Below are 12,856 nucleotides of genomic sequence, written 5' to 3'. Positions count from 1 at the left end.
GGGTTCATCATGAGTCATCAACTTACCTTCGCCGACAGTGAATTCAGCAGTAAGCGCCGTCAGACCAGAAAAGAGATTTTCTTGTCCCGTATGGAGCAGATTCTGCCATGGCAAAACATGGTGGAAGTCATCGAGCCGTTTTACCCCAAGGCTGGTAATGGCCGGCGACCTTATCCGCTGGAAACCATGCTACGCATTCACTGCATGCAGCATTGGTACAACCTGAGCGATGGCGCGATGGAAGATGCTCTGTACGAAATCGCCTCCATGCGTCGGTTTGCCCGGTTATCCCTGGATAGCGCCTTGCCTGACCGCACCACCATCATGAATTTCCGCCACCTGCTGGAGCAGCATCAACTGGCCCGCCAATTGTTCAAGACCATCAATCGCTGGCTGGCCGAAGCAGGCGTCATGATGACTCAAGGCACCTTGGTCGATGCCACCATCATTGAGGCACCCAGCTCGACCAAGAACAAAGAGCAGCAACGCGATCCGGAGATGCATCAGACCAAGAAAGGCAATCAGTGGCACTTTGGCATGAAGGCCCACATTGGTGTCGATGCCAAGAGTGGCCTGACCCACAGCCTAGTCACCACCGCGGCCAACGAGCATGACCTCAATCAGCTGGGTAATCTGCTGCATGGAGAGGAGCAATTTGTCTCAGCCGATGCCGGCTACCAAGGGGCGCCACAGCGCGAGGAGCTGGCCGAGGTGGATGTGGACTGGCTGATCGCCGAGCGCCCCGGCAAGGTAAGAACCTTGAAACAGCATCCACGCAAGAACAAAACGGCCATCAACATCGAATACATGAAAGCCAGCATCCGTGCCAGGGTGGAGCACCCATTTCGCATCATCAAGCGACAGTTCGGCTTCGTGAAAGCCAGATACAAGGGGTTGCTGAAAAACGATAACCAACTGGCGATGTTATTCACGCTGGCCAACCTGTTTCGGGCGGACCAAATGATACGTCAGTGGGAGAGATCTCACTAAAAACTGGGGATAACGCCTTAAATGGCGAAGAAACGGTCTAAATAGGCTGATTCAAGGCATTTACGGGAGAAAAAATCGGCTCAAACATGAAGAAATGAAATGACTGAGTCAGCCGAGAAGAATTTCCCCGCTTATTCGCACCTTCCCTAAGCCAGGCATAACCTGAAATCGCAGCCGCGCAGAATGCATATTGTATAAATTTACCGAAAGAAAACGCGAATGAAATATTTGATAGCCAATAGAGTCATTTACGATAGCGAGAGCGGGGAACTTGTGGTCAAGGAACCCGGAAACGAGCAAAGTAAAAGGCTAACAAATACCGCTAACCGTATTCTTTCGTTACTGATTGCGTCGCCAGGCCGGGTACTTGAACGCGATTATCTTCTGGATAAAGTCTGGGAGGAAGCGGGCCATCCGGGTTCCAGTTCATCGCTGAGCCAGTACATTAGTATCCTCAGAAAAACATTAACATCCTTAATATTCATTGAGGAAATTATTGTAGCCGTACCCAAGGTGGGCTTTTACTTCTCACCGGAAATCGCCGTTGAACTGCAGAATGATGAAGAAATGGTGAGTACCACACCTCTTCCGGTATCCCTGCGTAAGGCGGCAACTAAGGATAAAAAAAACCTCTGGCTGATCGCGGCTATCGCGTTTTTGCTGCTGGCCAACCTTTGGATACTCAGCCAGAAACAGGGTTCACCGCGTTTTGCAGCCGAATACAGTATTGGTGAAATCGGGAACTGCAAATTTACTGCCTATGAAGATTTATCGGAGGAAGTTGACCCTCAGGTCATGAATATTATCCGTCAGCTACAGCCTGAACTTGAGCAAAAGTGCGCCCGGAAACCCGCGCAGATTATGGTTTATTTTCAACCCAGTGTTCTTTACGGTAGTCATGGTCGGTTTTTCTACTCTTATTGTCCAACAGATAAGGCAACAGCAAAAATTGTCTATTGTGAGAACTATTATGCTTTTAACTGGAAATTAAAATGAAGCTGATGACAACCTTAGTGCTGGCAGTGGTCGCGTTGATTTGTCTGTTAACATGGCAACTAAGCCTGCGATCGGGTGTTTATTTTGACAAACGCTGCTTTGCGAATATCACCTATGTTGACGCTTCAGATCACGCTCTCTTATTCAAAGGAAATATCACGTTTGAATTTAACAAGAACGAAACGGGTGTATTTAATCTTTCCGGCAACATTGACTATCAGGGGCGTCAATATCGATTGTCGCGTTATATAACATTTACCTACCATAACGTCAGCGGCAACCAGTATCGTATGAATACGACGACAAAAGATATCATGGCTCACGATAATGTGCCGGAAGACATTACCCTGCTGACAACAAAAATATTTGGGATGGAAGGGGAATACGTTATCTCCTTAGACAAAAAAGACAATAACTATATTACGATTGCAAATACCTTATCACCCTTAATGAACTGTGTGATTCAATAACAGGGATAGTGTTATACATTCACTATGAAAAGAAATAATTGTGTCAATTGTGAAGAGTGCGGTTTTGCAGAACTGTGCTCCGCCTATCTGTTCAGGCAGAAAGATCCATTGTTTATCCGCAATCTGGAGACAAAAAAGAAGATTGCCAGAGGTGAATATATTTATCGTCGAGGAGAGAAAATAGACGCGCTATATGCCCTACGTAGCGGGGCCGCTAAGGTTTACGATACGCGCGGGCAACTGATGGGGATCGTTTTGCCAGGACAGGTGATGGGCGTGGAAGAGCTGCACATCGGGTACAGTCAGCAGGATATTCAAGCCGCAACGGAAATAGAAGTTTGCGTACTGAGAAGCGATCATTTCTACGAAATGAGCCAGCTGATGCCAGGATTTACAGATTTTATTGTCAGGATCCTGTCACGTTCGGCGCAGGAAAAACAGCAATTTATTTCAGTATTGACCAAAAGTGATACCTTGCAGAAGGTTCAATATTTCCTGCAACTGTTGTCTCGCACTTATAAAGAGTATGGCTTTGAGCATCTCAATCTTGAGTTACCGATCAGTAAGAAAGAACTGGCCCAGGTTCTGGGCATTTCGATATCCACCTTGTCGCGTGCCCTGGATAGCCTGAAGGAGCAGGGGATTATTTCCATGCTAAATAAAAAAGAGATAACGCTAATGGTGTCAGACAAAAAATAGCGTCTGAATGAGGATGTTCTTGTAATTTCTTAGTTTCATCTCAAAAAATCAGTAAATCATTTATTGTCCAGTGTATCCCTTTGAGGAAAGCACCGGACTCATTTTTCTTAAAAACAAAGAGTTAAGGTTTTTCCCAATGTCGTTTGTCGTATTCTCTGATGATATTTTTTTTACCCGGTCTGCGGGAGGGCTGATGCCAATAGATAGCCTGCGCGAAGAGAACTTATGTATTATTGATATTGAATCTTTCTTCAGCTTGCATGATATTAAACATCGTGTTTGCAATGAACTGACCGACGGCTATTCTATCATTTTTGTAAAAGGCCGTGGAATGTTATCAAAGGTGCTTTCATCACTGGAGGGGATCTCCAGAACCGCCTCTGTAACGGAGTTTATCCGGTATATTAATGAAGGCCGAAGATATACTGTCTATCATATACTCACCATAATTGATTCTTTGCGGGAGCTACGTAACCTTACCCATACCGAGATTTCCGTAGCCTGTGCGTTACGCCGACAAATAAATATTACTGCCACATCCCAACTTCTGCACTGCTCAACGAAAGCAGTGTATCAGCGGGTATCAGCCTTGGCTCAGAAAATGAACCTCAGGTACGGTACCCAAATCCAGTATTTCTTGTACCGCGAATATACCATTGAGGAACTCCAGCAGATAAATTGCATGAAACATCGTCCTGATACCGGTGTATTCCAGAATAATGGATCGACCCCACATCTGTAAGCAGATTCGATCCTCACGACGAGGCCTGTCTAATGGCCTCCGGACTGAGGTATCGCCCCGGTTGTCGTACAGGTTGAATCACTACGGATTTAACAGACACCTCAGAGTCATTTATGGACTTATCTTTGTCGCCAGGCTTCATCATTTCTACCGCTTTAAACGAAAGTAGCTTTCCCTCTTGTTTTCCTGCCATAAAGACTCCGTTATCATGCACCTTATGCAGTCATGAACATCAAGGTAGGTTACTCTGTATATGCCCATATTTTACCCAGGTATAGGTTGGCAAGGCACACGTTAACCTACCTTTAAATGTAGGATTTCATGATATTCGATGAGACAACGTGAAACTTAATGATAACCAAAAAATCACTAACTCATTAAAAATTAAGAAAATGGACATCATAAACCAATGAGTACAATAGAAAACTTAGACTCCCACACCCCAATGATGCAGCAGTATCTGAAGCTGAAGGCTCAGCACCCGGAAATACTGCTGTTTTACCGCATGGGCGACTTTTACGAACTGTTTTATGACGATGCGAAACGCGCGTCTCAGCTGCTTGATATCTCGCTGACCAAACGCGGCGCATCTGCGGGCGAGCCAATCCCGATGGCAGGCATTCCTCATCATGCGGTAGAAAACTACCTCGCCAAGCTGGTCAATCAGGGTGAGTCCGTTGCTATTTGTGAACAGATTGGCGATCCGGCGACCAGCAAAGGCCCGGTTGAGCGCAAAGTGGTACGTATTGTCACACCAGGCACCATCAGTGATGAAGCGTTGTTGCAGGAACGCCAGGACAACCTGCTGGCCGCCATCTGGCAAGACAGTAAAGGGTACGGCTACGCTACGCTGGATATCAGCTCCGGGCGTTTTCGTGTCAGTGAACCCGCTGACCGCGAAACCATGGCCGCGGAATTGCAGCGCACCAACCCCGCTGAATTGCTGTATGCCGAGGATTTTGCCGAAACCTCGCTGATAGAGGGGCGTCGCGGCCTGCGTCGTCGTCCGCTGTGGGAATTTGAAATTGATACCGCCCGTCAGCAGTTAAATCTGCAGTTCGGCACGCGGGATCTGATTGGCTTTGGCGTGGAAAACGCCCCACGCGGATTATGCGCTGCCGGCTGTCTGCTGCAATACGTAAAAGATACCCAACGCACCTCGCTGCCGCATATTAGTTCCATCACCATGGAGCGTCAGCAGGACAGCATCATCATGGACGCCGCCACACGCCGCAATCTGGAAATCACCCAGAACCTGGCGGGCGGGGTGGAAAACACGCTGGCTTCAGTACTCGACTGCACCGTGACACCGATGGGTAGCCGTATGCTCAAGCGCTGGCTGCATATGCCGGTCCGTGACACCAAAATCCTCATCGAGCGCCAACAGACTATCGGCGCGCTGCAGGATACCACCAGCGAATTACAACCCGTGCTGCGTCAGGTAGGCGATCTGGAACGTATTCTGGCGCGTCTGGCCCTGCGTACTGCGCGCCCGCGCGATCTGGCCCGCATGCGTCATGCCTTCCAGCAATTACCCGAACTGCGCGCGCAGCTGGAAAACGTAGATAGCGCCCCCGTGCAGATGCTGCGCGAGAAAATGGGTGAGTTTACTGAGCTGCGTGAACTGTTGGAACGTGCCGTCGTGGAAGCTCCGCCGGTGCTCGTACGTGACGGCGGCGTCATTGCCCCAGGCTACAATGAAGAGCTTGATGAGTGGCGAGCGCTGGCTGATGGCGCCACGGACTACCTCGACAGACTGGAAATCCGCGAACGCGAACGCACCGGTCTGGACACGCTGAAAGTAGGATTTAACGCCGTGCACGGCTACTACATTCAGATCAGCCGTGGGCAAAGTCATCTGGCACCAATTAACTACGTACGCCGCCAGACATTGAAAAACGCCGAACGCTACATTATTCCGGAACTGAAAGAGTACGAAGACAAAGTTCTGACCTCAAAAGGCAAAGCGCTGGCGCTGGAAAAACAGCTGTATGACGAACTGTTCGACATGCTGCTGCCACACCTGGCTGATTTGCAACAGAGCGCCAGCGCGCTGGCGGAGTTGGACGTGCTGGTCAACCTCGCGGAGCGTGCTTATACCTTGAATTACACCTGTCCGATCTTCACCGATAAACCCGGCATTCGTATTACCGAGGGACGTCATCCGGTGGTTGAACAGGTGCTGACCGAGCCGTTTATCGCCAACCCGCTTAACCTCTCGCCTCAGCGACGGATGCTGATCATCACCGGCCCAAACATGGGGGGTAAAAGTACCTATATGCGCCAGACTGCGTTGATTGCGCTACTGGCCTATATCGGTAGCTACGTTCCGGCACAGAAAGTCGAGATCGGGCCTATCGATCGTATCTTTACCCGCGTGGGCGCGGCGGATGATCTGGCATCGGGTCGTTCCACCTTCATGGTAGAAATGACCGAAACCGCCAACATTCTGCATAACGCCACCGAGAACAGTCTGGTACTGATGGATGAGATTGGACGCGGTACCTCCACCTACGACGGCCTGTCGCTGGCATGGGCATGCGCAGAAAATCTGGCGAATAAAATCAAAGCATTAACTTTATTTGCGACCCACTACTTCGAACTGACGCAGTTACCGGAGAAGATGGAGGGCGTCGCTAATGTGCATCTGGATGCGTTAGAGCACGGCGATACCATCGCCTTCATGCACAGCGTGCAGGATGGCGCGGCGAGCAAGAGCTATGGTCTGGCAGTCGCTGCCCTGGCTGGCGTACCGAAAGAGGTGATCAAACGCGCGCGGCAAAAACTGCGCGAACTGGAAAGCATCGCGCCAAATGTTGCCGCAACCCAGGTCGACGGTACGCAAATGTCGCTGCTGTCAGTACCGGAAGAAACGTCACCCGCCGTTGATGCGCTGGAAAACCTCGACCCGGATTCGCTAACGCCTCGCCAGGCGCTTGAGTGGATCTACCGGTTGAAAAGTCTGGTGTAGTAAAAAGAGCCCGATAGCGTTAGCCCTAAAGAAAAAGGCCAGTCTCAATGAGACTGGCCTTTCTTGATAGAACTTGTGCTTACTCGCGGAAAAGCGCTTCGATATTCAGTCCCTGAGTCTGCAGAATTTCACGCAGACGACGCAGACCTTCAACCTGAATCTGGCGAACACGTTCACGAGTGAGACCAATTTCACGGCCCACATCTTCCAGTGTCGCAGCTTCGTACCCCAGCAGACCAAAACGACGTGCCAGCACTTCACGCTGTTTGGCGTTCAGTTCGAACAGCCATTTGACGATGCTCTGTTTCATATCATCGTCTTGCGTGGTGTCTTCCGGACCGTTTTCCTTTTCATCGGCCAGAATATCCAGCAACGCTTTTTCGGAATCGCCACCCAGCGGGGTGTCTACCGAGGTAATACGCTCGTTGAGTCGGAGCATACGGCTGACGTCATCAACCGGTTTATCCAGTTGTTCAGCAATCTCTTCTGCACTCGGTTCGTGGTCCAGTTTATGCGACAACTCACGCGCGGTACGCAGATAGACGTTCAGCTCTTTTACAATGTGAATCGGCAGCCGGATCGTACGGGTTTGGTTCATAATCGCCCGTTCGATCGTCTGGCGGATCCACCAGGTTGCGTATGTTGAGAAGCGGAACCCACGTTCCGGGTCAAACTTCTCGACGGCACGGATAAGCCCTAAATTGCCCTCTTCAATCAGGTCCAGCAATGCCAGACCACGATTGCCATAACGACGAGCAATTTTCACCACCAGACGCAGGTTACTTTCAATCATGCGACGGCGAGATGCGACATCTCCACGCAGTGCGCGACGCGCAAAATAAACTTCTTCTTCGGCTGTTAACAGTGGTGAATAACCAATCTCACCAAGGTAAAGCTGAGTCGCGTCCAACACACGCTGTGTGGCCCCCTGCGATAACAGCTCTTCTTCAGCCAGGTCGTTATCACTGGGTTCCTCTTCACTCAAGGCTTTTTCATCAAAAGCCTCTACTCCGTTCTCATCAAATTCCGCATCTTCATTTAAATCATGAACTTTCAGCGTATTCTGACTCATAAAGGTGGCTCCTACCCGTGATCCCTAACGGAACTAGCACGTGAAAGCCTGGTTCCGCCTAATTATCGCTGCGGTAAATAGCGCAGCGGGTTTACGGATTTCCCCTTGTAACGAATTTCAAAATGCAAGCGTGTTGAACTGGTTCCGGTGCTACCCATGGTAGCTATTTTCTGCCCCGCCTTGATTTCTTGTTGTTCCCGGACCAGCATTGTATCGTTATGGGCGTAGGCGCTCAGGTAATCATCGTTATGTTTGATGATAATAAGATTACCGTAACCACGCAGCGCATTACCGGCATAGACGACGCGTCCATCTGCGGTCGCGACAATAGCCTGTCCTTTGCTGCCTGCAATGTCGATCCCTTTATTGCCACCTTCGGTAGCCGCAAAGTTTTCGATCACTTTGCCGTCAGTCGGCCAGCGCCAGGTAGAGATTGGCGAGCTAGTCGACGTTGAGCTTGCAGTTGATTCGGTTGTGCTAACTGCTGGAGCCGTTACAGGCGCTGTGACCACAGTCCCAGCAGGCTTGTTGTTCGGCAACATTTTGTTAGCACTTTGTTCACCTGAATCCTCAGAATACGTAATTGTTGGTTTCGAAGCAACAGCAACGGTGGAATTTTGTGCAGGGTTGGTCACAACTCCTTGCTGTGCTGCATCCGCCTGGGTGATGGCATTGCCACCGGTAATCGGTGCGCCAGACGCGTTGCCCACTTGCAGAGTTTGACCGACATTCAGGCCATACGGGGCCGGAACGTTATTGCGTTGTGCGAGGTCACGGAAATCGTTCCCGGTGATCCAGGCAATATAGAAAAGGGTATCGCCTTTCTTAACAGTATAGGTACTGCCGCCCGTGTAGCTACCTTTCGGAATATTCCCATACTTACGATTGTATACAATACGACCGTTTTCCATCTGCACAGGCTGTTGAGCAACAGGCTGGATTTGCGTTGGCTGTGTGGTTGGTTGCTGCACCGACTGGATCTGTGGAGTCTGCTGTACGGTCGACGTCGAGCCCATTTTGGGTGGAGGCGTAATCAGCATGCCAGAACTGGTGTTCGTTGATGCACTACCGTTAACCGAGCTGACCGGCGCTGGTGGATTCGAGGTGTTTGAACAACCTGCCAGCCATAGTGAAACCAGTGACAATGCCGCAATGCGGCGAACGGTAAATTTGTGGCTTCCCGCGCTCATTTATCCCCCAGGAAAATTGGTTAAAACCAGTGACGTAATCACCGTGCAAGGCCCCGTCACAATACGCTTACTCTTTCGAGAATAACCAGGAAAACTCCAGGTATTCAGCAGCGCTATCTACGCAAGCTCCCCTTTCACTAAGGGAACGAAACGTACGGCCTCCACGGTATCGATAATAAATTCGCCTCCCCGACGACGCACCCGCTTCAGAAACTGGTGCTCATCGCCCACGGGTAAGACGAGAATGCCGCCCTCATCCAGTTGCATCATCAATGCGGTCGGGATCTCGGGCGGCGCTGCCGTTACAATGATAGCGTCAAACGGAGCTCGCGCCTGCCAGCCTTGCCATCCATCACCATGACGGGTCGAAACATTATGTAAATCAAGCTGCTTCAGGCGGCGACGCGCCTGCCATTGCAAACCTTTAATGCGCTCAACGGAGCACACATGATGCACCAGGTGCGCCAGAATCGCCGTCTGGTAGCCAGAGCCAGTACCAATTTCCAGCACCCGAGACTGCGGCGTTAGCTCAAGCAGTTCGGTCATTCGCGCAACCATATAAGGCTGCGAAATCGTCTGCCCCTGACCAATCGGCAGGGCAATATTGTCCCAGGCCTTATGTTCAAACGCCTCATCAATGAATTTTTCACGCGGCACGGCGGCGAGCGCATCGAGGACAAGCTCATCTCTGATGCCCTGCGCACGTAATTGTTCAAGAAGAGTGTGTACGCGTCTGCTTACCATTGCGTGTCGACTCCCACGCTGTCTAACCAGTCAGAAACCACTTCATGCGCGCCGTATGCGGTTAAATCGACATGCAGCGGCGTGATAGAAACATAGCCTTCATCGACGGCGGCAAAATCCGTATCCGGCCCGGCGTCGCACTTTTCACCCGGTGGCCCGATCCAGTACAGGGTATTACCGCGTGGGTCCTGCTGTGGAATAACCTGATCCGCCGGATGGCGACTGCCGCAGCGCGTGACGCGAATACCTTTAATCTGATCCAGCGGTAAATCCGGCACGTTGATATTCAAAATGCGACCGGTGCGCAGCGGTTCACGACTCAGCGCCCGTAAGATACGACAGGTTACTGCGGCAGCAGTATCGTAGTGTTTATGGCCATCGAGTGAAACAGCCAGCGCCGGGAACCCCAGATGACGACCTTCCATTGCCGCCGCAACGGTACCGGAATAGATAACATCATCACCCAGATTAGGACCCGCATTAATACCAGAAACGACAATGTCCGGACGCGGACGCATTAATGCGTTCACGCCCAGATAGACGCAGTCGGTGGGCGTACCCATTTGTACGGCGATATCGCCGTTATCATAGGTAAAGGTGCGAAGTGAAGATTCCAGCGTCAGCGAGTTAGACGCGCCACTGCGGTTACGATCCGGGGCAACCACCTGTACGTCAGCAAACTCACGCAGCGCTTTCGCCAGCGTTTGTATACCGGGTGCGTGGACCCCATCATCGTTACTCAGCAATATACGCATAATCACCCATTGTGTTAATAAGTTCCCTTACAACACTGGTGGCGAAGCTACCTGCCGGTAGCCAGAAGCGTAACTCGACGGTTACGTCATCCCACCAGTTCCAGCTTAATTGTTGTGGATACAGCAACATAGCGCGACGCGACGCGTCAACTTTCTCGCGCAATAACAGAGACTGCAGCGCGGTTTCATCAGCAACAGCGGCTTTTTCAAACGCCAGTGCGTCGCGCTGAGTTCCCCACTCACCGCTGCCCGGTAATGCCGCTGTGATCATCAATTCTTTCTCATCGACGCGACGCTGTAATTCAGTGTGTTCTTCCTGTGTGGCGACAAACCAGCTTCCGCGTCCGGATAATTGTAGCGCATCGCCGTCAACAACTTGATTAAAGTCTGTTTTTTTCAAGCGTTCACTGACTATCTGATTAAACAACGCGCTACGGGCCGCCGACAACCAAAAACTGCGTTTATTGCGATCGCGCACCGGCGCATCGCTTTGTGCCCAGCGCAGCGCCCCTTGCAGGTTGCTACCGCCAATACCAAAACGCTGAGCGCCAAAATAGTTCGGTACGCCGCGTTCGCTAATCGCCTGCAAACGCGCTTCAACGTCATTTCGCTCGCTCACTTCACGCAACACCAGCGTAAATTCGTTGCCTTTCAGCGCCCCTAAACGCAGCTTACGCTTGTGGCGCGCGTACTCCAGAACTTTACAGCCTTCGAGCTCAAATTTGCTTAGATCAGGCATTACATTGCCCGGTACGCGCGCGCACAGCCACTGTTCCGTGACCGCATGCTTATCTTTCTGCCCGGCAAAGCTCACTTCACGGGCGTGAATTTTCAGGAATTTCGCCAGCGCGTCAGCCACAAAACGGGTGTTACAACCGTTTTTCAGGATGCGCACCAAAACATGCTCGCCTTCGCCATCCGGTTCGAAGCCTAAATCTTCGACGACAACAAAGTCTTCCGGATTCGCTTTCAGGACGCCATGGCCCAGTGGTTTGCCATGGAGATACGTCAGATCGTCAAACACAGTCATTTCGGTGCCTTAATGAGTAACGCCACCGCTTCACAGGCAATCCCTTCCCCACGCCCGGTAAAACCGAGTTTTTCCGTGGTGGTCGCTTTCACGTTAACATCATCCATATGGCAGCCGAGATCTTCGGCAATAAACACGCGCATTTGCGGAATGTGCGGCAGCATCTTCGGCGCCTGAGCAATAATTGTCACATCCACATTACCAAGCGTATAGCCTTTGGCCTGAATACGCCGCCAGGCTTCTCGCAATAATTCACGACTATCGGCACCTTTAAAGGTCGGGTCGGTGTCAGGGAAGAGTTTACCGATATCCCCCAGCGCAGCCGCGCCCAGCAGAGCATCGGTTAGCGCGTGTAACGCCACATCGCCATCAGAATGCGCCAGCAATCCTTTTTCATACGGGATGCGCACACCACCAATGATAATTGGGCCTTCTCCGCCAAAAGCGTGTACGTCGAAACCGTGTCCAATTCGCATTATGTCTTCTCCTGGTGGGTAGTCCGGGTCAGATAAAATTCGGCCAACGCCAAATCCTCTGGACGCGTTACTTTAATATTATCAGCCCGTCCTTCAACGAGCTGAGGGTGTAAGCCGCAATATTCCAGCGCCGAGGCCTCATCCGTAATGGTTGCGCCTTCGAGGAGCGCACGGGTCAGGCAGTCGTGCAACAGCTCGCGAGGGAAAAACTGCGGCGTCAACGCGTGCCATAAATCGGTGCGATCGACCGTATGGGCAATGTCTGTTCGGCCCGGCTCCGCGCGCTTCATCGTGTCGCGTACTGGTGCCGCCAGGATCCCGCCGGTGCGGCTGGTCTCACTAATTGCCAGCAAACGGGCTAAATCATCCTGGTGCAGACACGGACGCGCGGCGTCATGCACCAGTACCCAACTGACCTCACCTGCGGCTTGCAAACCAGCAAGGACAGAATCGGCACGCTCGTTGCCGCCATCCACTACGGTAATTTGCGGATGCGCGGCGAGTGGAAGTTGGGCAAAGCGGCTGTCGCCTGGGCTGATAGCGATAACGACTCGCGTCACCCGGGGATGAGCCAGCAGCGCATCAACCGAGTGTTCAAGAATGGTTTTATTGCCAATAGAGAGGTACTGCTTAGGACACTCTGTTTGCATTCGGCGGCCAAACCCGGCAGCCGGCACCACGGCGCAAACGTCCAATAAAGTGGCTGCCATGTTAAATCCCT

14 protein-coding genes are annotated in these 12,856 nt (G+C 51.4%); 7 read left to right on the top strand and 7 right to left on the bottom strand.

All coding sequences use genetic code 11. From position 1 onward, the window contains the following. Positions 1–9 precede the first annotated feature (9 nt). From HV311_RS05025 to mutS, 6 genes are all read left to right on the top strand, one after another. Positions 10–990 (top strand): IS5-like element IS5 family transposase, encoded by a 981-nt coding sequence (locus HV311_RS05025; protein WP_064349473.1) that lies wholly within the window; start codon positions 10–12, stop codon positions 988–990. Between the two features lie 219 nt (positions 991–1,209). After that, on the top strand, positions 1,210–1,986 hold the full coding sequence (locus HV311_RS05020) for a winged helix-turn-helix domain-containing protein (protein WP_191220800.1): 777 nt from the start codon (positions 1,210–1,212) through the stop codon (positions 1,984–1,986). Next, complete coding sequence (locus HV311_RS05015; protein ID WP_047414279.1) at positions 1,983–2,456, top strand: hypothetical protein; 474 nt, start codon at positions 1,983–1,985, stop codon at positions 2,454–2,456. Before HV311_RS05020 ends, HV311_RS05015 begins: the two co-directional genes overlap by 4 nt. Positions 2,457–2,480: 24 nt before the next feature. Beyond that, complete coding sequence (locus HV311_RS05010) at positions 2,481–3,155, top strand: Crp/Fnr family transcriptional regulator (protein ID WP_191220799.1); 675 nt, start codon at positions 2,481–2,483, stop codon at positions 3,153–3,155. Between the two features lie 136 nt (positions 3,156–3,291). Then, complete coding sequence (locus HV311_RS05005) at positions 3,292–3,897, top strand: hypothetical protein (RefSeq protein WP_047414282.1); 606 nt, start codon at positions 3,292–3,294, stop codon at positions 3,895–3,897. A 409-nt stretch (positions 3,898–4,306) separates the two neighbouring features. Next, positions 4,307–6,868 carry a DNA mismatch repair protein MutS gene (gene mutS / locus HV311_RS05000; RefSeq protein WP_191220798.1) on the top strand — a complete coding sequence of 854 codons (2,562 nt, stop codon included), beginning with the start codon at positions 4,307–4,309 and terminating at the stop codon, positions 6,866–6,868. A gap of 79 nt (positions 6,869–6,947) precedes the next feature. On the opposite strand, the gene rpoS is transcribed toward mutS, so the two are convergent. Both rpoS and nlpD read right to left on the bottom strand, forming a co-directional pair. Further along, complete coding sequence (rpoS, locus tag HV311_RS04995; RefSeq protein WP_000081498.1) at positions 6,948–7,940, bottom strand: RNA polymerase sigma factor RpoS; 993 nt, start codon at positions 7,938–7,940, stop codon at positions 6,948–6,950. 62 nt (positions 7,941–8,002) lie between these two features. Continuing rightward, positions 8,003–9,085, bottom strand: coding sequence for a murein hydrolase activator NlpD (gene nlpD, locus HV311_RS04990; protein WP_230330220.1), 1,083 nt, complete (start codon positions 9,083–9,085; stop codon positions 8,003–8,005). Between nlpD and HV311_RS27945 the strand changes: the two genes are divergently transcribed. After that, positions 8,988–9,215: a hypothetical protein gene (locus tag HV311_RS27945; RefSeq protein WP_223870215.1), complete on the top strand. Its 228-nt coding sequence runs from the start codon at positions 8,988–8,990 to the stop codon at positions 9,213–9,215. The genes nlpD and HV311_RS27945 overlap by 98 nt on opposite strands. A 32-nt stretch (positions 9,216–9,247) precedes the next feature. Here HV311_RS27945 and HV311_RS04985 read toward each other — a convergent pair whose 3' ends face one another. Genes HV311_RS04985 through ispD form a run of 5 tightly spaced genes read right to left on the bottom strand, consistent with a single transcriptional unit; the run spans position 9,248 to position 12,845 of the window. Further along, positions 9,248–9,874 (bottom strand): protein-L-isoaspartate(D-aspartate) O-methyltransferase, encoded by a 627-nt coding sequence (locus tag HV311_RS04985; protein WP_003034172.1) that lies wholly within the window; start codon positions 9,872–9,874, stop codon positions 9,248–9,250. Further along, the gene (surE, locus tag HV311_RS04980; RefSeq protein WP_016154207.1) at positions 9,868–10,629 is read right to left on the bottom strand and encodes a 5'/3'-nucleotidase SurE; all 762 of its coding nucleotides are present in this window, start codon (positions 10,627–10,629) and stop codon (positions 9,868–9,870) included. Before surE ends, HV311_RS04985 begins: the two co-directional genes overlap by 7 nt. Continuing rightward, positions 10,610–11,659: a tRNA pseudouridine(13) synthase TruD gene (truD, locus tag HV311_RS04975; protein ID WP_191220797.1), complete on the bottom strand. Its 1,050-nt coding sequence runs from the start codon at positions 11,657–11,659 to the stop codon at positions 10,610–10,612. Before truD ends, surE begins: the two co-directional genes overlap by 20 nt. Beyond that, a complete protein-coding gene (gene ispF / locus HV311_RS04970; protein WP_016154209.1) occupies positions 11,656–12,135 on the bottom strand; it encodes a 2-C-methyl-D-erythritol 2,4-cyclodiphosphate synthase in 480 nt (159 codons plus the stop codon). The genes truD and ispF overlap by 4 nt, the downstream gene beginning before the upstream one ends. Further along, positions 12,135–12,845, bottom strand: coding sequence for a 2-C-methyl-D-erythritol 4-phosphate cytidylyltransferase (gene ispD, locus HV311_RS04965; protein WP_191220796.1), 711 nt, complete (start codon positions 12,843–12,845; stop codon positions 12,135–12,137). Before ispD ends, ispF begins: the two co-directional genes overlap by 1 nt. Positions 12,846–12,856 lie beyond the last annotated feature (11 nt).

It is taken from the genome of Citrobacter sp. RHBSTW-00881, assembly GCF_013728515.1.
GTDB lineage: Bacteria > Pseudomonadota > Gammaproteobacteria > Enterobacterales > Enterobacteriaceae > Citrobacter > Citrobacter braakii.
The sequence above is the reverse complement of the archived record's forward strand: the minus strand, read 5'-3'. Positions and strand labels throughout refer to the sequence as shown.

Bases quoted from the DNA above. Each gene is read 5' to 3' on its own strand.
- HV311_RS05025 (WP_064349473.1), top strand. From the start codon at position 10: ATGAGTCATCAACTTACCTTCGCCGACAGTGAATTCAGCAGTAAGCGC.
- HV311_RS05020 (WP_191220800.1), top strand. From the start codon at position 1,210: ATGAAATATTTGATAGCCAATAGAGTCATTTACGATAGCGAGAGCGGG.
- HV311_RS05015 (WP_047414279.1), top strand. From the start codon at position 1,983: ATGAAGCTGATGACAACCTTAGTGCTGGCAGTGGTCGCGTTGATTTGT.
- HV311_RS05010 (WP_191220799.1), top strand. From the start codon at position 2,481: ATGAAAAGAAATAATTGTGTCAATTGTGAAGAGTGCGGTTTTGCAGAA.
- HV311_RS05005 (WP_047414282.1), top strand. From the start codon at position 3,292: ATGTCGTTTGTCGTATTCTCTGATGATATTTTTTTTACCCGGTCTGCG.
- mutS (WP_191220798.1), top strand. From the start codon at position 4,307: ATGAGTACAATAGAAAACTTAGACTCCCACACCCCAATGATGCAGCAG.
- rpoS (WP_000081498.1), bottom strand. From the start codon at position 7,940: ATGAGTCAGAATACGCTGAAAGTTCATGATTTAAATGAAGATGCGGAA.
- HV311_RS04985 (WP_003034172.1), bottom strand. From the start codon at position 9,874: ATGGTAAGCAGACGCGTACACACTCTTCTTGAACAATTACGTGCGCAG.
- surE (WP_016154207.1), bottom strand. From the start codon at position 10,629: ATGCGTATATTGCTGAGTAACGATGATGGGGTCCACGCACCCGGTATA.
- truD (WP_191220797.1), bottom strand. From the start codon at position 11,659: ATGACTGTGTTTGACGATCTGACGTATCTCCATGGCAAACCACTGGGC.
- ispF (WP_016154209.1), bottom strand. From the start codon at position 12,135: ATGCGAATTGGACACGGTTTCGACGTACACGCTTTTGGCGGAGAAGGC.
- ispD (WP_191220796.1), bottom strand. From the start codon at position 12,845: ATGGCAGCCACTTTATTGGACGTTTGCGCCGTGGTGCCGGCTGCCGGG.